Annotated in this window: 16 protein-coding genes and 1 tRNA gene; 4 read left to right on the top strand and 13 right to left on the bottom strand. The window is 63.6% G+C overall.

Features of this window, described 5'->3' with window-relative positions:
- Positions 1-290 precede the first annotated feature (290 nt).
- On the bottom strand, positions 291-1,772 hold the full coding sequence (gltX, locus tag KSS94_RS07875; protein WP_217842448.1) for a glutamate--tRNA ligase: 1,482 nt from the start codon (positions 1,770-1,772) through the stop codon (positions 291-293).
- 142 nt (positions 1,773-1,914) lie between these two features.
- Between gltX and KSS94_RS07870 the strand changes: the two genes are divergently transcribed.
- A complete protein-coding gene (locus tag KSS94_RS07870) occupies positions 1,915-2,964 on the top strand; it encodes an HlyD family secretion protein (protein ID WP_217842447.1) in 1,050 nt (349 codons plus the stop codon).
- The gene (locus tag KSS94_RS07865) at positions 2,954-4,504 is read left to right on the top strand and encodes an MDR family MFS transporter (protein WP_496197747.1); all 1,551 of its coding nucleotides are present in this window, start codon (positions 2,954-2,956) and stop codon (positions 4,502-4,504) included. Before KSS94_RS07870 ends, KSS94_RS07865 begins: the two co-directional genes overlap by 11 nt.
- A 232-nt stretch (positions 4,505-4,736) precedes the next feature.
- On the opposite strand, the gene uvrB is transcribed toward KSS94_RS07865, so the two are convergent.
- Positions 4,737-6,752, bottom strand: coding sequence for an excinuclease ABC subunit UvrB (gene uvrB / locus KSS94_RS07860; RefSeq protein WP_217842446.1), 2,016 nt, complete (start codon positions 6,750-6,752; stop codon positions 4,737-4,739).
- 289 nt (positions 6,753-7,041) lie between these two features.
- On the opposite strand from uvrB, the gene KSS94_RS07855 reads away from it, so the two are divergent.
- Complete coding sequence (locus KSS94_RS07855; RefSeq protein ID WP_217842445.1) at positions 7,042-8,238, top strand: amino acid aminotransferase; 1,197 nt, start codon at positions 7,042-7,044, stop codon at positions 8,236-8,238.
- 62 nt (positions 8,239-8,300) lie between these two features.
- Positions 8,301-8,376 (top strand) — tRNA-Asn (locus KSS94_RS07850).
- A gap of 54 nt (positions 8,377-8,430) precedes the next feature.
- Here KSS94_RS07850 and KSS94_RS07845 read toward each other — a convergent pair.
- From KSS94_RS07845 to fabF, 11 genes are all read right to left on the bottom strand, one after another.
- Positions 8,431-8,838 carry a cupin domain-containing protein gene (locus tag KSS94_RS07845; RefSeq protein ID WP_217842444.1) on the bottom strand — a complete coding sequence of 136 codons (408 nt, stop codon included), beginning with the start codon at positions 8,836-8,838 and terminating at the stop codon, positions 8,431-8,433.
- Positions 8,839-9,122: 284 nt separating this feature from the next.
- Positions 9,123-9,683 carry a DUF1285 domain-containing protein gene (locus KSS94_RS07840; RefSeq protein WP_217842443.1) on the bottom strand — a complete coding sequence of 187 codons (561 nt, stop codon included), beginning with the start codon at positions 9,681-9,683 and terminating at the stop codon, positions 9,123-9,125.
- Between the two features lie 11 nt (positions 9,684-9,694).
- Positions 9,695-10,300, bottom strand: coding sequence for a DUF4823 domain-containing protein (locus tag KSS94_RS07835; protein ID WP_217842442.1), 606 nt, complete (start codon positions 10,298-10,300; stop codon positions 9,695-9,697).
- Between the two features lie 67 nt (positions 10,301-10,367).
- Positions 10,368-11,336: a GTP 3',8-cyclase MoaA gene (locus tag KSS94_RS07830; protein WP_217842441.1), complete on the bottom strand. Its 969-nt coding sequence runs from the start codon at positions 11,334-11,336 to the stop codon at positions 10,368-10,370.
- A gap of 129 nt (positions 11,337-11,465) precedes the next feature.
- Complete coding sequence (locus KSS94_RS07825; RefSeq protein ID WP_217842440.1) at positions 11,466-12,101, bottom strand: TetR/AcrR family transcriptional regulator; 636 nt, start codon at positions 12,099-12,101, stop codon at positions 11,466-11,468.
- 1,249 nt (positions 12,102-13,350) lie between these two features.
- Entirely contained in the window at positions 13,351-14,133 is a 783-nt protein-coding gene (locus tag KSS94_RS07820; RefSeq protein WP_217842439.1) for a TatD family hydrolase, read from the bottom strand.
- A gap of 33 nt (positions 14,134-14,166) precedes the next feature.
- Complete coding sequence (locus KSS94_RS07815; protein WP_217842438.1) at positions 14,167-15,153, bottom strand: DNA polymerase III subunit delta'; 987 nt, start codon at positions 15,151-15,153, stop codon at positions 14,167-14,169.
- Positions 15,146-15,778: a dTMP kinase gene (gene tmk, locus KSS94_RS07810; RefSeq protein WP_217842437.1), complete on the bottom strand. Its 633-nt coding sequence runs from the start codon at positions 15,776-15,778 to the stop codon at positions 15,146-15,148. The genes KSS94_RS07815 and tmk overlap by 8 nt, the downstream gene beginning before the upstream one ends.
- A gap of 9 nt (positions 15,779-15,787) precedes the next feature.
- A complete protein-coding gene (gene mltG / locus KSS94_RS07805) occupies positions 15,788-16,921 on the bottom strand; it encodes an endolytic transglycosylase MltG (RefSeq protein ID WP_217842436.1) in 1,134 nt (377 codons plus the stop codon).
- Between the two features lie 4 nt (positions 16,922-16,925).
- Positions 16,926-17,741: an aminodeoxychorismate lyase gene (pabC, locus tag KSS94_RS07800; RefSeq protein ID WP_217842435.1), complete on the bottom strand. Its 816-nt coding sequence runs from the start codon at positions 17,739-17,741 to the stop codon at positions 16,926-16,928.
- On the bottom strand, positions 17,741-18,985 hold the full coding sequence (fabF, locus tag KSS94_RS07795; protein WP_217842434.1) for a beta-ketoacyl-ACP synthase II: 1,245 nt from the start codon (positions 18,983-18,985) through the stop codon (positions 17,741-17,743). Before fabF ends, pabC begins: the two co-directional genes overlap by 1 nt.
- Positions 18,986-19,072: the final 87 nt, after the last annotated feature.

The raw sequence follows: 19,072 nt of genomic DNA, 5'->3' as shown, positions 1-19,072 counted from the left end.
GCCTGGCGTTTCGTTATCGTTCATCGCTGTGGACGGGGCGCATATTAAGATCCGATTGCAGGGCTGTCAAACTAATTTTTGAAATTATTCAAAATTTTTTTCACAGATAACAATCACTTACCGCCCTGCCCTGCTGCCTCGGAGCACTGCGCCCTTGTAGGAGCGGCATTGTGTCGCGAATGGGCCCGCAAAGCGGCCCCGCCGATTCTGCGTCACGCACAGAATGTGGGACCGCGTTGCGGGCCCATTCGCGACACCAGGCCGCTCCTACAGGGGCAGCGATAGCTGGCTCAGGCAATGTTCGCCAGCAGCTTTTCCCATTCCTTGTTTTCTTTCTTCGACACACCACCCAGCAGGTCCAGGGCCTGGCGCAGGCGGTAACGGGTCAGGTCGGGGCCGAGGATTTCCATGGCATCGAGCACCGACACCGAGCTGGCTTGCCCGGTGATGGCGGCGAACATCAGCGGCATGGCGTCACGCAGCTTGAGCTCCAGCGCTTCGACCACCGCCTGGATGCAGCCGGTGATGCGCTCTTTCTCCCACTGGCGCAGGCTCTCGAGCTTCCACAGGATCAACTGCACTACTTGACGCACCTGGTCGGCCGACAGCTTTTTGCTTTCGAACAGCTTGGCGTCCAGCTTCAACGCGCCTTCGAAGAAGAAACCGCCCAGCGGGGCGATCTGGCTGAAGGTCTCGACCCGGCCCTGAACATGCGGGGCAATCTGCATCATGTACTGGCTGTTGAACGCCCACCTCTGCACCCGCGCGGCAAACTCTTCAACCGGCAGTTCACGCAGCCACTGGCCATTCAGCCAGCTGAGCTTCTCGATGTCGAAGATCGGCCCGCCCAGGGAGATGCGCGACAGGTCGAAGTGCTCGACCATTTCGGCGAGGGAGAACTTCTCGCGCTCGTCGGGCATCGACCAGCCCATGCGGCCCAGGTAGTTGAGCATCGCCTCGGGCATGAAGCCCATGCGCTCGTAGAAGGTGACCGAGGTCGGGTTCTTGCGCTTGGACAGCTTGGACTTGTCGGGGTTGCGCAGCAGCGGCATGTAGCACAGCTTGGGTTGCTCCCAGCCGAAGTACTCGTACAGTTTGATCAGCTTGGGTGCCGACGGCAGCCACTCTTCGCCGCGCAGCACGTGGGTGATGCCCATCAGGTGGTCGTCGACCACGTTGGCCAGGAAGTACGTCGGCAGGCCGTCGTTCTTCATCAGCACCTGCATGTCCATGCGGTCCCACGGGATCTCGACATCACCACGCAGCATGTCCGGCACCACGCAGATGCCTTCGCTCGGCACCTTCATGCGGATCACGTGCTGCTCGCCGGCGGCCAGGCGGCGCTGGACTTCTTCGTCGCTCAGCAGCAATGCGCGGCCGTCGTAGCGTGGGGTTTCGCCGCGGGCCATCTGCTCGGCGCGCATCTGCTCCAGCTCTTCGGCGGTGCAGAAGCAATAGAACGCGTGGCCGGCATCGACCAGCTCCTTGGCGTATTTGGCGTAGATCTCGCCACGCTCGCTCTGCCGGTACGGGCCGTGCGGGCCGCCGACGTCCGGGCCTTCATTCCACTCGATACCCAGCCAGCGCAGGGCGTCGAAGATCTGCTGCTCCGACTCGCGGGTGGAGCGCAACTGGTCGGTGTCTTCGATACGCAGGATGAACTCACCGCCGTGCTGCTTGGCAAAGCAGTAGTTGAACAGGGCGATGTAGGCGGTGCCGACATGGGGGTCGCCGGTGGGCGATGGCGCGATACGCGTGCGAACGGTGGTCATGGGAGTCTCGAACGAAGATTGAAACAAAGGCGGGATGTTAGCAGGGAGCGGGCACCGGGCTCCAGCTATGGCGCTATTGCCACTTGTGACGTGACCGCCGGTCACTGTTAAATTTGCTTACATTTCTGGAACCATAGTCCCCATGCCTGCCCAACTCAAACGTCGCCTGCTGGTCTTCATCACCCTGGTCGCCCTGGTCGGCCTCGCCTTCCTGGCCCACTGGTATTTCAAGGGGCGTTTCTTCGAGAGCACCGACAACGCCTACGTCCAGGGCGAAATCACCCGCATCTCCAGCCAGCTCGGGGCACGCATCGACGCGGTACAGGTGGAAGACAACCAGCACGTGAACAAGGGCGACCTGCTGGTACGCCTGGAGGTGGCCGACTTCGAACTGGCCGTGGCCCGCGCCCGCGCCGCACTGGCCACCCGCGAAGCAGAACTTGTGCAAGCGCAGAGCCGCCTTACCCAGCAAGGCAGCCTGATTGCCGCAGGCCAGGCCCAGGTAGCGGCCAACCAGGCCACCCTGGACCGCTCGCAGCTGGACCTGAACCGCGCCCAGGCGCTGCGCAAGCCCGGCTTCGTTTCCGAAGAACGGGTCACTACCCTCTCGGCAGAAAGCCACGTCGCCCGCTCGCAGGTAGACAAGGCCCAGGCCGACCTCAAGGGCCAGCGCCAGCAGGTCGATGCCCTGAGCGCCGAACTCAAGCGCCTGGATGCACAGATCGCCAATGCCCGCGCCGACCTGGCCCAGGCCGAGCTCAACCTGACCCGCTGCGAAATCCGCGCACCCATCAGCGGCACCATCGGCCAGCGCAGCGCGCGCAATGGCCAGGTGGTGCAGGCCGGCGCCTACCTGCTGTCCGTGGTGCCCGACGAAGACATCTGGGTGCAGGCCAACTTCAAGGAAACCCAAATCGGCAAGATGCACCCCGGCCAGCGCGCCGAGCTGGTGTTCGACAGCTACCCCGACAGCCCCATCGAAGGCCGCGTCGAAAGCCTGTTCGCCGCCTCCGGCGCGCAATTCAGCCTGCTGCCGCCAGACAACGCCACCGGCAACTTCACCAAGGTGGTGCAGCGCATCCCGGTGAAGCTGACATTCGCCGCCGACAACCCGCTGCATGGCCGCATTCGCCCGGGCATGTCGGTCACCGCCACCGTCGACCTGCGCGACGAGAGCAACGATGGCCGGTGACCAACTGCTGCGCCCCAGCGCCGAGCCGACCCGGCGCGACTGGATCGCGGTGATGAGCGTGATGCTCGGCGCGTTCATGGCGGTGCTGGACATCCAGATCACCAACTCCTCGCTCAAGGATATCCAGGGCGCGCTGTCGGCCACGCTGGAAGAAGGCTCGTGGATTTCCACCTCGTACCTGGTGGCCGAGATCATCATGATCCCGCTCACCGCCTGGCTGGTGCAGTTGCTGTCGGCACGGCGCCTGGCAGTGTGGGTGTCGCTGGGCTTTCTGGCGTCATCCTTGCTGTGTTCGATGGCCTGGAACCTCGAGAGCATGATCGTGTTCCGCGCCCTGCAGGGCTTCACCGGCGGCGCACTGATCCCGCTGGCCTTTACCCTCACCCTGATCAAACTGCCCGAGCACCACCGCGCCAAGGGCATGGCGATGTTCGCCATGACGGCCACCTTCGCCCCCTCCATCGGCCCGACGCTGGGTGGCTGGCTGACCGAGAACTGGGGTTGGGAATACATTTTCTATATCAACATCCCGCCGGGGCTGGTGATGATCGCCGGGCTGCTGTACGGGCTGGAAAAGAAAGAAGCCCATTGGGAACTGCTGAAAAGCACCGACTACGCCGGCATCATCACCCTGGGGCTGGGGCTGGGCTGCCTGCAGGTGTTCCTTGAAGAGGGCCACCGCAAGGACTGGCTGGAGTCGAGCCTTATTGTCAGCCTGGGCAGTGTCGCCCTGCTGAGCCTGATTCTGTTCGTGATCTTGCAATTGTCGCGGGCCAATCCACTGATCAACCTGCGCATTCTTGGCAACCGCAACTTCGGGCTGTCGAGCATCGCCAGCCTGGGCATGGGCGTGGGCTTGTACGGCTCGATCTACCTGCTGCCGCTGTACCTGGCGCAGATCCAGGGCTACAACGCCCTGCAGATCGGCGAGGTGATCATGTGGATGGGCATCCCGCAGTTGTTTCTGATACCGCTGGTGCCACAGTTGATGAAGGTGATCTCGCCGAAGCTGCTTTGCGCCCTGGGCTTTTGCCTGTTTGGCGTGGCCAGTTTCAGCTCGGGGGTGCTCAACCCGGACTTCGCCGGCCCGCAGTTCAACCAGATCCAGATCATCCGCGCCCTTGGCCAGCCGATGATCATGGTGACCATTTCGCTGATCGCCACGGCGTACATCCAGCCGCAGGACGCAGGTTCCGCCTCTAGCCTGTTCAACATTCTGCGCAATCTGGGCGGCGCCATCGGCATCGCCCTGCTGGCGACACTACTGGATGCCCGGGGCAAGGTGTATTTCGACTATTTGCGTGAGGCCGTGGTACCAACCAACCCCCAAGTGGCCGAGCGCCTGGCGCAATTGACAGAGCGCCTGGGCAGCGACAGCGCGGCGCTGGGCAAGCTGAGCGAAATCACCCACCAGCAGGCGATGATCATGGCCTACAACGACGCCTTCCACTTCGTCGGCATTGGCCTGGCGGTGAGCATGGTGGCGGTGTTGCTGACCCGCAGGTTACCGCAGGGGTTGAAGGCAGGCGAAGCCCATTGAGCCCTTGTAAAAGCCGGCTTGCCGGCGATAGGGCCAGTAAAGGCAATAGAGATGTCCAGCCTGCACCGGCCTCATCGCGGGCAAGCCCGCTCCTACAGGGATCTCGTAGCCTTCAGTCCATGCTGTACCTGTAGGAGCCGGCTTGCCGGCGATGAGGCCGGGCCTGCAAACGCCTTAACGGCTGCTGGCCCTATCGCCGGCAAGCCGGCTCCTACAGGGGTAGCGTCATGGTTTAGCTGGCGATCAGGCGCTCGCGCAGCTTGCCAATCTCGTCGCGCAGTTGCGCGGCAGCTTCGAACTCCAGATCGCGGGCGAACTGGAACATCTTGTCTTCCAGTTGCTTGATGCGCTTGGTGATCTCGCCCGGGGTCTGCAGTTCGGCCTCGTAACGCGCAGCCTCCTCGGCTGCCTTGGCCTGGCCCTTGCGCTTCTTGCTGCGCGCACCAGGCACGGTGGCGCCCTCCATGATGTCGGTGATGTCCTTGACAACACCCTTGGGCACGATGCCGTTGGCCTGGTTGAACGCCACCTGCTTGTCACGCCGGCGCTCGGTCTCGTCGATGGCACGCTGCATGGAGCCGGTGATGTTGTCGGCGTACAGAATCGCCTTGCCGTTGAGGTTGCGCGCGGCGCGGCCGATGGTCTGGATCAGCGAGCGCTCGGAGCGCAGGAAGCCCTCTTTGTCGGCGTCGAGAATAGCCACCAGCGACACCTCGGGCATATCCAGGCCCTCGCGTAGCAGGTTGATGCCCACCAGCACATCGAAGGTACCCAGGCGCAGGTCGCGGATGATCTCGACGCGCTCAACGGTGTCGATGTCCGAGTGCAGGTAGCGCACTCGCACATCATGGTCGGCCAGGTAATCGGTAAGGTCCTCGGCCATGCGCTTGGTCAGCGTGGTGGCCAGTACCCGCTCGCCCAGGGCCACGCGCTTGCCGATCTCCGACAGCAGGTCGTCCACCTGAGTGAGCGCCGGGCGCACCTCAACCTGCGGGTCGACCAGGCCGGTGGGGCGCACCACCTGCTCGACCACGCGGCCGGCGTGTTCGCCCTCGTAGGGGCCGGGGGTAGCGGAGACGAAGATGGTCTGCGGGCTGACCGACTCCCACTCATCGAAACGCATGGGCCGGTTGTCCAGTGCCGACGGCAGGCGGAAGCCGTATTCCACGAGGGTTTCCTTGCGCGAGCGGTCACCTTTGTACATGGCCCCCACCTGCGGCACGCTGACGTGGGACTCGTCGATCACCAACAGCGCGTCCGCCGGCAGGTAGTCGTACAGCGTGGGCGGCGGCGCACCGGCCGGGCGCCCGGAAAGGTAGCGCGAGTAGTTCTCGATGCCGTTGCAGTAGCCAAGCTCGAGGATCATTTCCAGGTCGAAGCGGGTGCGCTGCTCCAGGCGCTGGGCCTCCACCAGCTTGTTGTGCTTGTGCAGGTACTCCAGGCGGTCCTTGAGCTCTTCCTTGATGCCCTCCACGGCCTCGACCAGGGTTTCCCGCGGGGTAACGTAGTGGGACTTGGGGTAGAAGGTGAAACGCGGCAACTTGCGGATGACTTCGCCGGTGAGCGGGTCGAAGGCGGCGATGTTCTCCACCTCGTCGTCGAACAGCTCGATGCGGATGGCTTCAAGATCGGATTCGGCGGGGAAGATGTCGATGACATCGCCACGCACGCGGAAGGTGGCGCGGGCGAAGTCCATCTCGTTGCGGGTGTACTGCAGGTCGGCAAGGCGGCGCAGCAGGGCGCGCTGGTCGAGCTTGTCGCCGCGGTCGACGTGCAGGACCATTTTCAGATAAGTCTCGGGGCTGCCCAGGCCGTAGATGCACGACACGGTGGTGACGATGATCGCGTCGCGCCGCTCCAGCAGCGCCTTGGTCGCCGACAGGCGCATCTGCTCGATATGGTCGTTGATCGAGGCGTCCTTCTCGATGAAGGTGTCCGACGACGGCACATAGGCTTCTGGCTGGTAGTAGTCGTAGTAAGAGACGAAGTACTCGACGGCGTTGTTGGGGAAGAATGCCTTGAACTCGCCATACAGCTGCGCGGCCAGGGTTTTATTGGGCGCCAGCACCATGGTCGGGCGCTGCACCTGCTGGATGACGTTGGCGATGCTGAAGGTCTTGCCCGAACCTGTCACCCCGAGCAGCGTCTGGTGCGAAAGGCCGGCGTCGATGCCCTCGACCATCTGGCGGATGGCCTCGGGCTGATCGCCGGCCGGCTGGAAGCGGGTGACGAGCTGGAACTCGGACATGACAAACCTCGCGGGTGCCGCAGCAACTGTAAATTTAGCCAGTAGTCTATACCCAAATGCGCCCGTCGGGCGCGCCTTTCAAGCCCCGGCTGTGAGCGGGTATTGCAATGGACCGGGCAATTCGACCAATGGTCGAAAAATATTTGCGCAAACAGCGGTAAAAGCTGCGCCAGACTGTCGCAGTGACCGGGCGGTATCACTATACTGACTCCCCGTTTGTGCACCGCTTCAGTGCATTCGGCTGGAGCGTGGCAACCCCTATCACTCTCCTATCAGAGCCAAGGTAACAATGAGCCTGTTTTCCGCTGTCGAGCTGGCACCCCGCGACCCCATCCTGGGCCTCAACGAAGCATTCAACGCCGACCCACGTACCGACAAGGTAAACTTGGGCGTTGGCGTCTACTGCAATGAGGAAGGCCGCATTCCGCTGCTGCGCGCCGTGATCGAAGCCGAGACCCAGCGCGCTGCCCAGCACGCTTCGCGCGGCTACCTGCCGATCGACGGTATCGCCCAGTACGACCAGGCCGTGCAAAAGCTGATCTTCGGCGCAGAATCGCCACTGCTGGCCGCCGGCCGCGTGGTCACCGTTCAGGCTGTCGGCGGTACCGGCGCACTGAAGATCGGTGCCGACTTCCTCAAGCGCCTGTCGCCCAACGCCGTAGTCGCCATCAGCGACCCAAGCTGGGAAAACCACCGCGCGCTGTTCGAGTCCGCCGGCTTCCCGGTGCAGACCTACCGCTACTACGACGCGGCCAGCAACGGCGTCAACCGTGCCGGCATGCTCGAAGACCTCAACGCCCTGCCGGCAGGCTCGGTAGTGGTACTGCACGCCTGCTGCCACAACCCGACCGGCGTCGACCTGACCCTGGACGACTGGAAAAACGTGCTGGAAGTGGTCAAGGCCAAGGGCCACGTACCGTTCCTCGACATGGCCTACCAGGGCTTTGGCGACGGCATCGCCGAAGACGCCTTCGCTGTACGCCTGTTCGCCGAGTCGGGCCTGGAGTTCTTCGTTTCCAGCTCGTTCTCCAAGTCGTTCTCGCTGTACGGCGAGCGCGTCGGCGCGCTGTCGATCGTCACCGGCTCGAAAGACGAAAGCACCCGCGTGCTGTCGCAGGTCAAGCGCGTGATCCGCACCACCTACTCCAACCCGCCAACCCACGGCGCGACCATCGTCGCCACCGTGCTGAACAGCGACGAGCTGCGCCAGATGTGGGAAGCCGAGCTGGGCGAAATGCGCACCCGTATCCACGGCATGCGCAAGCAGATGGTCCAGTTGCTGGCCGAGTATGGCGCCAACCGCGACTTCAGCTTCGTCGGCCGCCAGGTGGGCATGTTCTCCTACTCGGGCCTGACCGTTGAGCAGGTCGCCCGCCTGAAGAACGAGTTCGGCATCTACGCTTTGGACACCGGCCGTATTGCAGTGGCCGCGCTGAATCAAAGCAACATCCACGTGGTCACCAAAGCCATCGTCGAAGTGCTGTAACTACTTGATTGCAATGGGGGAAGCTTGACTTCCCCCACGCGTTGAGTAAGATACCGGCAGATTCCGCGATAGCTCAGTCGGTAGAGCAAATGACTGTTAATCATTGGGTCCCTGGTTCGAGTCCAGGTCGCGGAGCCAAACACTGAAAACCTCCAGTCGCGCAAGCACTGGAGGTTTTTTAATGCCTGCGATTCAGGGTTTGGCCAGGGGCTCGGTGACCGGCCTGCCCTCCTCCACCAGGCTCCATACCAGCAACTTGGCCGGGGCGCTCTTGCTGGCATTGCGCGAAATGCTGTGCACGGTACCGGGCGCCTCGTACCAGAACTCTCCGGCCTTGTAGGTATGCTCCGGTTCGTCGTTGAGCTTGGAGGTTACCGCCCCTTCCAGCACGTAGGCCATCACTGCACCAGGGTGCTGGTGGGCAGGCGAGGCCTGGCCGGGAGCGTAGCTGACAGTCAGCATCACAGCCTTCTTGCCGGGGGCGTTGAAGGGAGCCTGCTCTTGCAGGATGCGCACCTGGTCGGCGGCATCAGCGTGGGCCCAGGCGTGGGTCAAAGGTGCGAGCAGGATGGTGAGGGCGAGTACATGAAGGCGACGCATGGCGGTTCTCCTGAGCGGGTATGGCTTCAGGTTAAGCGCCGGGGCGTGGGTTACAAATGGCCAATTCGGGGAAAAAGCAGGAGGCCGATGGGGAGTTGCCCCCTGCCCCAGGACTCAACTCGCTTCCTGTGGGAAGCGGCCTTGTGTCGCGATGGGCTGCGCAGCAGCCCCAAAATCTGTGTATCACATAGCATTGCCGGGGCTGCTTTGCAGCCCATCGCGACACAAGGCCGCTTCCCACAGGGATCGCGTCGCCCCTGGTGTTTGAGCATCGCTGCGAGGCGTCAGGCATCGCGCCCGATCGGGTAGAACTCGCCCTGGCTCCACACCCCCAGCCACTGCTCGCCGTCGATCTCGCGCGGCACGGCCAGCTCCACCAGTTGGTAGAACACATTGCGGTGAATCAGCGCCTCGAGGTTGCTGCGCATAAGTATGTACGGCGCAGGTTCACCCGTGGCCGGGTCGGTTTGCACCCGCAGCGGGTGTTCAGGGCCGGCCTCGACCTGATCCTCGACATTGCTGGTAAAGCGCAGCACCTGCTGCTCGCCGTGCCCCTGCACATCCAGCAGCACCGCCACGAACGGCGCATCGTCGACCTTGATGCCGACCTTCTCCACCGGAGTAACCAAAAAGTAGTCATCGCCATCGCGGCGGATGATGGTGGAGAACAACCTGACCATCGGCTTGCGCCCGATGGGCGTGCCCAGGTAATACCAGGTACCGTCCCGGGCAATGCGCATGTCGATGTCACCGCAGAAGCCCGGGTTCCACAGATGCACCGGGGGCAGCCCTTTTGCCTTGGGAATTTGCGCCAGAAGATCGTTGGCCTTGCCGGTTTCAGTCATTGCGTACTCGCTCAGCGGCTCATGCCCAGAAGGCTACGAGCGTACTCGCGCATGGGCGCGCCAAGCAAATCCTGGGGGGTGTTGTCGTGGAACGTCAACAAACCGCCACGGCTCTTGATGCGGGCGGTGTCGATCAGGTAGCGGGTGCTGGTTTCGATCAGCATCATCTGTACCACACCGCTGTCCCAACCCAGGCGGTCAACGGCCTGCTCGTCGTACCATTCATCGCCATTGCCGATACGGTCGTCGGTGCGGGCAAAGCGGGTGTAAAGCACATAGTCGGCGCCCACCGAACGCGCTTCGGCGATGGCTTGCTCCAGACCCAGCGGCCCTTGGGCGCGGCGCACCAGCGGGAAGTACTCGACGAAGCTCTTGAAGGCCTCCTCGGCCACGGCATTCTGCTTCGGCAGCGGCCCCTTGCCCGGCGGCATGAAGGCGCCCTGGCCAATGAAGATGAACGAATCGGGTTGCAAGCGCACCGACAGGGTCCGGGTGGTGTCGCTGTGGTCCAGCAGGCCCGCATCGCTCATGTGGTAACGGACGCCTTCGCCCATATCGCTGACATTCATGCAGCCGCCCAGCGCCATCAGCGCCAGCAGCAAGACCAGGCTACGCATCTTTCCTCCAGTGGCCGGTGACGAAAAACCGGCGAATAGCCGCGCAGATGCAGCTTTTGCGCCAGAGTCAGCCGCCGATCACCTTCATCACCATCACATCCCCGGAAAACGCCACGTCCTGCTTGTCTGCCAGGGCCCTCACCAGCAGCCGCTGCAGGGCCGGCAGCGCCTGGTGGCGTGGTTTGTCGAACAGATCGGCGACAAAATGACGGTTGCTCGACGACAGGCAGCCGTGCAACCAGCCGGTAGAGGACAAGCGCAGGCGTGAACAGGCGCGGCAGAACGGCACGCTTTCGTTGGCGATCACCCCGAAGTGCCCCTTGCCGGGGATGCGGTAGCGCAGCGCCGTGGCATCCACCGGCCGTTGCGCCTGTTCAAAAGCATGGCGTTGCCCGATCAGTGCCAGCAGTTGGTCGAGGCTGACGAACTGCTGCAAGAAGGCGTTATTGTCGCGGGCCAAGTGGCCCATGCGCATCAGCTCGATGAAGCGCAGCTCGAAGCCGCGCTCCAGGCAGTAGTCGAGCAGCGGCACGACCTGGTCGAGGTTGTGCCCGCGCATGGGCACCATGTTGACCTTGATCGCCATGCCGGCCGCCCTCGCCTGCTCCATGCCGTCCAGCACGCCGGCCAGGTCCCCACCCCGGGCGATCCGGCGGAAAGCCTCAGGGTCGAGGCTGTCGAGGGAGACGTTGAGGCGGCGGATACCGGCCTCTTGCAGCAGCGCAAGCTTGCGCGCGAGCAACTGCCCGTTGGTGGTGAGGCTGATGTCATCCAGACCAAGCTTGGCGACGCCGGCCAGAAAACCTTCGAGGCGGGGGCTGACCAGCGGCTCGCCGCCGGTGATGCGCAGCCGCTCGATACCAGCCGCTTCAACCAGATACGCCACACCGCGCACCAGCGCGTCTGCCGACAGCTCGTCCTGCGCCGCCACCAGGCGTTTGCCATCGGGCACGCAATAGGTGCAGGCGTAGTTGCAGGCAGCAGTCAGGCTGACGCGCAGGTTGCGAAAGCGCCTGCCTTGACGATCGACGATCATGGGTGACTCCGGCATGGAAGGTACTGGCGTGCGAAACCTGACTCAAAAATCAGGTTTTTGCAAGCCTTGCCGGCGAAGCACGCGGGAAGCAGTGCCGACCGAAAACCGGCCAGCACCCAAGCGAACGCTTTAGTTGGCAGGTTCCGGGTCGCGCTTGCGCTTGTTGCCCATGCGCACGCCGATGTCCATGAGGAACTGGAAGAAGCCTTCCTGGTCTTCCAGCACATTGCTCCAGAACGGCGAGTGGTACAGCGCCACGGCGCCATGCACCAGCGCCCAGGCCGCGCAGTAGTGGAAGTACGGCGGCACGTCCTCGAGCTTGCCTTCGCTGATACGGCCTTTGATCAGCTGCGTCAGGCGGTCGAAGTTGGAGGCGCGGATGCTGTGCAGTTGCTCGACCATTTCAGGCACCTGGTTGCCCTTGACCACCTTCTCTTCGAGGCGGTCGAACAGCCGGTAGCGTTGCGGGTCGCGCATGCGGAATTCGAAATAGGCGCGGGACAGTGCTTCCTTGTCACGGTCGACGTCAGCCGAATGCAGCAGCTCATTCAGGTCGCGCTCGTAGTCGAGCATCAGGCGCAGGTAGATCTCGGCTTTGGACTTGAAGTGCTTGTAGATCGTGCCTTTGCCGATGCCGACTGCATCGGCGATCATCTCGACGGTGACACTGTCTTCGCCCTGTTCGAGGAACAGTTTGAGCGCGGTATCGAGGATCTCCTGCTCGCGGCGGCGAAATTCACGGACCTTACGAGGTTCTTTGTGCATAGGTAGGACTGGGATGACAATCGAAGCGGATTATTATGCCTAAGTGGGGGCAAATTGCACGGATCTTCCGCTCATGTCTGTGTTTCATGATGATTTCGGGCCGACTTGGCGGGATAAAAGGCCAATCCGCCTTGTTGCCATGCAGCGAAGGCCCAACAGGCGGCTGGCGTATTCCAAATCTGTTTAAAAAACGACCAATCGTGGCTGGCAGAGTGCCAAAGGTGGCCAATACTTGAAGTGTTGGCGCGGCGCATCCCCCCCAAGTGGCGCGCCAATAAAGGTGCCCAGGGACCGCGTACCTTTGTTTTACTCCTAATGGTCTTAACCCGGATTCCCCCCCCAGAACCCGGGTTTTTTTTGGGCTGGGGTTGGGGGGCCGGGTTCGGGGCTTTAGAGTGATTGCTTGGGGAGATGTATGCGCACTCATTGAAGATAACGGCTTTTCTTCACCTTTCCGCCCTTACGGCGGGTTACTTTGGACGGCCAAAGTAACCAAAGCCGCCCTGCTCCCATCATCCGGCCCCCTACGCTGCGCTTCGGGGGTTCCCTCGCTCCGGACTTGCTCCGCAGGTACGCGCCGACGGGCCGTCCCTGGCCCGATCGGCACTCGACCGGCATCCATGCCGGTCGCCCTCCTACGCAATCCCTACGCTCGGCCTCCTGAAGTCGCGATTTGTGTTGTCTGAGCTATTGCGCGCTTAGAAGCAAGATCAACAGCCAGATCAACAGCCAGATCAACAGCTGGTATGTTGGTTTGATTGTTATTGATGTGTTGTTAGTTCGGGCCCTATCGCCGGCAAGCCGGCTCCTACAGAGGAACGCGATTAACTGTAGGAGCCGGCTTGCCGGCGATTCCTGAGATCCCACGGTGGCAACTAGCGGTTAGCTGCGCCAGTGTAGGCGCCGCCCCTAACTTCGCGACTTCAGGAGGCCGAACGCAGGGATTGCGTAGGGGGGCGACCGGCATGGATGCCGGTCGAGCGCCGATCGGGCCAGGGACGGCCCGTCGGCGCGTACCCCCGGAGTAAGCCCGGAGTGAGGGAACCCCGGAGCGCAGCGCAGGGGCCGGATGAATGGAGCGAGCATTTTTTGGTTACTTTTTGATGCTTCAAAAAGTGACCCGCCGTAAGGGCGGAAAGGTGAATAAGCGTCACCAAAGCAAATGAATGCACATACAACTTTCAAAACAAACCAAAACCAACCAACCAACCAACCAACCAACCAACCAACCAACCAACTCAAAGGCTAATCACCCAACCCGAGCCAACGGGAACAACCGCTTGAAGTTCGCCGTCGTCTGCTCAGCCAGTTGCTCATAACTGGCCCCGCGCAACGAAGCCACATACTCCGCCACCTCCCGCACATACTGCGGCAAGTTCGGCTTCCCCCGATGCGGAATCGGCGCCAGGTAAGGCGAGTCCGTCTCCACCAGCAATCGGTCAACCGGCACCTGCCGGGCCACCTCGCGCAAGGCATCGGCATTGCGGAAAGTGACGATCCCCGAAAGCGAGATGTAATAGCCAAGGTCCAGCGCCGCCCTGGCCATTTCCCAGTCCTCGGTGAAGCAGTGCAACACACCAGCCTGGGGCAAGCTGGCCTCACGCAACAGCGCCAGGGTATCGGCCCGCGCCCCGCGGGTATGCACGATCACAGGCTTGCCAGTCTGCCGCGAAGCTTCCAGGTGCAAACGGAAGGACGCCTGCTGCAACTCGGCAGCCTCAGGCTCGTAGTGGTAATCCAGCCCGGTTTCGCCGATGGCCACCACATGCGGGTGCGCAAGCTCGCGCAGCAGCCAGTCCAGCGCCGGGGTTTCCCCAGGCGCCAGGTCCAGCGGGTGCACCCCTACCGAGCAGTCCACATCGGCGTACTGCTCGCTGAGCGCCTTGACCGCACCGGCGTTCTCGGCGCTGACGCCGATGCACAGAAAATGCCCCACGCCCCGCTCCCGGGCCGCCTGCAGGGCGGCATCGAGGGAGCCCTGGTGGGCAGTAAGGTCAAGACGGTCGAGGTGGCAATGGGAATCTACGAGCATGGGAATACGGCACACATGAAGTAACGGTGAAAATCAGCGCTGGCCCGGCAGCTGCACCCAATGGGCGAGCATGGCTTCGAGCAGCAGTACACGGTTGAGGTTGGCCTTGCCCAGCACCTTCTGGCGCTGCTCCAGGACCCACGCCTGGATTTCCAGTACCTTGGCCGGGCGGCTCTTTTGCGCCAGGTACTGCAGCACCTTGCGCATGTCGGCCAAGCCCAGCCCGTCCTCATCCTGGGTCAACTGGTAGCGCAGCACCAGGTGCGACCAGTCGCAGAACCAGTCGAACAGCAGCAGCAACGGCACGTCCTTCCAGGCTTCGGCCAACTGGCTGGGCGATTGCTGTTGCTTGAGCAGCTTCTTCACCCCGTCAGTCACCAGCGCCCGCTGTTCGCGCACGCCCTGGGCCTGCAAATTGACAGCCATCAGCGGTGAGCCGGCCGCAAGGGTCAGCAGTTCCTCGCGTTCTTCATCGCAGCTTTCAGGCAATGCGCCGGCCAGCCATGCGCGGCTTTGCGCCTGGCTTGGCTGCGGGCAGGCGACCTGTTGACAGCGGCTCTTGATGGTCGGCAGCAAACGGCTGGGCTGGTGGCTGACCAGCAACAGAACGGTGTCGCCCGAAGGCTCCTCAAGGCTTTTGAGCAAGGCGTTGGACGCATTGATGTTCATCGCCTCCACCGGCTCGATCAGCACCACCTTGCGGCCACCCTGCTGGGCCGTCTGCACGATGAACGAGACCAGCTCGCGCACCTGGTCGATCTTGATTGGCTTGTCGGCTTCTTCAGGTTCGAGGATGAAGTTATCCGGGTGGCTGCCGGCCTTCAGCAGCAGGCACCCCTTGCACTGGCCGCAGGCGTCGAGGCCCTGGGGTTGCTGGCACAACAACCGCGCCATCAGGCGCTCGGCCAGGGCGCGCTTACCGATGCCCTGCGGGCCGTGCAGCAGGTAGGCGTGGGCGTGCTGGCTGCGCCCGGCCAGTTGCGGCCAAAGTGCCTGCTGCCAGGGGTAGGCCTCAGCCACGGCAGCGCTCCAGGATGCCCGGCAGCAGCGCGTCGATGGAACGCTGTACCGCCTCCAGGGACTGCGCGGCATCCAGCAGGCTGTAACGCTGCGGGTGCTGCGCCGCGCGCTGCAGGTAAGCCTCGCGTACGGCCTCGAAGAAGCCCTGGCCTTCCTGTTCGAAGCGGTCCAGGCGGCCGCGGGCGGCGGCGCGGGCCAGGCCCACTTCCACCGGCAGGTCGAAGACCAGCGTCAGGTCGGGGCGCAGCGCACCCTGGACGAAGGTTTCGAGCGTTGCAATACGCTCGACCGACAGCCCGCGGCCGCCCCCCTGGTAGGCGTAAGTGGCATCAGTGAAGCGGTCACACAAAACTACTGCGCCACGGGCCAGCGCCGGGCGGATCACCTCGGCCAGGTGCTGGGCACGGGCGGCGAACACCAGCAGCAGCTCAGTGTCGGCGGCCATGCTTTCATCGCTGGGGGCCAGCAGCAGCTCGCGAATACGCTCGGCCAGCGGGGTGCCGCCGGGCTCGCGGGTCATGACCACATCGACGCCCTGCTCGCGCAGGCGCTCGGCCAGGTACTCGCGGTTGGTGCTCTTGCCCGCGCCTTCGGGGCCTTCGAGGGTGATAAACAAGCCGGTCACAGGCGTTCCTTACTGTTGTTCGGTGGCCGGCGTATCGGCCGGTGCGGGTGCTTCGTTGGCTGGCGCCGGCTCGCTGGCCGGCGCGGCCTCCCCTGCCCCGGGCTGCGCCTGGGGTGCGGGGCTTGAACGGTAATCAGCCCGGCGCTTGAGCTGGAACTCGCGCACCGCGCTGTTGTGGTCGTCCAGGTCGTCGGAGAACACATGGCTGCCATCGCCGCGGGCGACGAAGTACAGGCTCGAGCCGTCGCTGGGGTTGAGGGCTGCGTGGATCGCCTCGCGGCCGACCATGGCGATCGGCGTGGGCGGCAGGCCGGTCATGGTGTAGGTGTTGTAAGGCGTCGGCTCGCGCAGGTCGGCGCGGGAGATGCGGCCGTTGTAGCGCTCGCCCATGCCATAAATCACAGTGGGGTCGGTCTGCAGCATCATGCCCAGGCGCAAGCGGCGCACGAATACGCCAGCGATCTGCCCACGCTCCTGGGGAATGCCGGTTTCCTTCTCCACCAGCGAGGCCATGATCAGCGCCTGGTACGGTTCGCGGTATGGCAGCCCCTCGCTGCGCGAGGCCCACTCCTTGGCCAGGACCTCTTCAAGGCGCATGTAGGCCTGCTGCAGCAGCTCGACGTCGCTCATGCCCCGCACGAAACGGTAGGTATCAGGGAAGAAGCGGCCTTCGGGAAACACGCCGGTGTGGCCGAGCTTGTCCATCACTTCGCTGTCGGACAGGCCGTCGAGGGTATGGCGGATCTTCTCGTGCTTGGCCACGGCGGCGCGCACCTGGCGGAAGTTCCAGCCCTCGACCAACGTGAGGTTGTACTGCACCACGTCGCCACGCTGCCAGGCATCGAACAGCTGGCCCACGGTCATGCCGGGGGTCAGGCGATATTCGCCGGTATGCAGCGCGGTGCCGGCCATGTTGAAGCGCCAGTAAAGGCGCAGCCAGACGGCATCGTCCAGCAGCCCTTCGCCCTGCATGCGGTAGAACATGCGGTTGGGCGTAGTGCCGCTGGGCACTTCGATCAGGCGCTCCTGCGCCACTTGCAGAGGCTGCTCCAGGACCGAGTTGATCTTCCAGGCAGACCAGCCCAGTGCCAGGCCGGCCAGGATCAAACCCATTTCCAGCAGCAGCAGGAATTTGCGTCTCACGAATTCAGGTATCCAGTAACGTACGGGCAACGGCCTGCAGTTTAAGGGTGAGCGGCCCCGCCGGCCAGTCAAGCGCGCCGAATTCACGCACCGGCCAAATGCCATAGACACTGTTGCAGACGAACACTTCGTCGGCCTGCTGCAGGTCTTCGAGCACCAGGTCGCGCACCTGCACGTTAATGCCCAGCAGCGGCGCCTGTTGCAGCAGCGCAGCGCGCATCACCCCGGCCACGCCGCAACGGCTCAGGTCGGCGGTCAGCAGCACGCCATCACGCACCAGGAACAGGTTGCTGTACACGCCCTCGATCAGCCGGCCGTCGGTATCGCGCATCAGGCCTTCGGCGCAAGCGCTGTCCTGCCATTCGGCGCGGGCCAGTACCTGTTCCAGGCGGTTGAGGTGCTTGAGGCCGGCCAGCAGTGGTTGCTGGGCAAGACGGGTCTGGCAAGGGAACAAGCGGATGCCGGTTTCGGCATTTGTCTGTGGGTAGGCGGGCAAAGGGCTGCCCTGCAGAATGCGCCGGGCCGGCACTCCGGCTGCCGGCGCGTAGCCACGCTGGCTGTCGCCGCGGGTGAGGATCAACTTGGCGACCCCCTCCCCCAGCAGGCTGGCGTAGCGGTGCAGCTCACTCTCGACCAGGGCGATGTCGGCTTCAAGCCCCAAGCGCTGGCAACCCAGCGCCAGGCGCTCGAGGTGCAGCGACAGCAGGCTGGGCCTGCCGCCACGCACGGCGATGGTCTCGAACAGGCCATCACCATAGGCCAGGCCGCGATTCTGCAGGTTGAGTGCAGAGGCCGGCTGGCCATCGACCCAGCTGAACATCAGCCGGCGAACCGGCGGAACACCAGCGAACCGTTGGTTCCGCCAAAGCCGAAGGAGTTGGACAGCACCACGTCGATCGGCATGCTGCGGGCTTCATGCGCAACGAAGTCCAGGTCGCAGCCTTCGTCGGGCTCGTCGAGGTTGATGGTCGGCGGCGCCATCTGGCTGTTGATCGCCAGCACGCTGAAGATCGCCTCTACCGCACCGGCAGCGCCCAGCAGGTGACCGGTCATCGACTTGGTCGAGCTCACCGCCAGCTTGTAGGCATGCTCGCCGAACACCCGCTTGATCGCTGCCACTTCGGCCACATCGCCGGCTGGCGTCGAGGTGCCGTGGGCGTTGATGTAGTTGACCTGCTCAGGCTGGATGCCGGCATCGCGCAGGGCATTGGCCATGCAGCGGGCGGCGCCTTCGCCGGTGTCGGGTGGCGAGGTCATGTGGTAGGCGTCACCGCTCATGCCAAAGCCGACCAGCTCGGCATAGATGGTCGCACCTCGGGCCTGGGCGTGTTCGAGCTCTTCGAGCACCAGCGCGCCAGCACCGTCTGACAGCACGAAACCATCACGGCCTTTGTCCCACGGGCGGCTGGCCCGGGTCGGCTCGTCGTTGCGGGTGGACAGCGCGCGCGAGGCACCAAAGCCGCCCATGCCCAGGCCGCAGGCGGCCATTTCGGCACCACCGGCGATCATCACGTCGGCTTCACCGTAGGCGATGTTGCGCGCGGCCATGCCAATGCAGTGGGTGCCGGTGGTGCAGGCGGTGGCAATGGCGTAGTTCGGCCCCTGCACACCCAGGTGGATCGACAGAAAACCCGAGATCATGTTGATGATCGAGCCCGGCACGAAGAACGGCGAAATACGGCGCGGCCCCTTCTCGTGCAGGATCTTGCTGGTTTCTTCGATGTTGGTCAGGCCACCGATGCCCGAGCCCATGGCAACGCCAATGCGCTCGCGGTTGGCGTCAGTGACTTCCAGGCCGGCGTTACGCACCGCCTGAAAACCGGCCGCCAGGCCGTACTGAATGAACAGGTCCAGCTTGCGGGCCTCTTTCTGGTCGAGATACTGCCCGACCTCGAAACCTTTCACCGAGCCGCCAAAACGGGTGGAGTAGGCAGACAGGTCCGTATGCTCGATAGGACCAATGCCACTGCGGCCAGCCAGAATGCCCTGCCAGGTGCTGGGCACATCGGTACCCAGTGGCGACAGCATACCCATACCGGTGACCACGACGCGTCTACGCGACACAGTACTCTCCTCTTTCCTGATAACAGAGTTTCTTGCCAGTGCACTTGCCATGGCGAATGGAATGGCAGCAAACCCCGGTCCTTGCAA

Source organism: Pseudomonas fakonensis, from assembly GCF_019139895.1.
GTDB classification, from domain to species: domain Bacteria; phylum Pseudomonadota; class Gammaproteobacteria; order Pseudomonadales; family Pseudomonadaceae; genus Aquipseudomonas; species Aquipseudomonas fakonensis.
The sequence above is the reverse complement of the archived record's forward strand: the minus strand, read 5'-3'. Positions and strand labels throughout refer to the sequence as shown.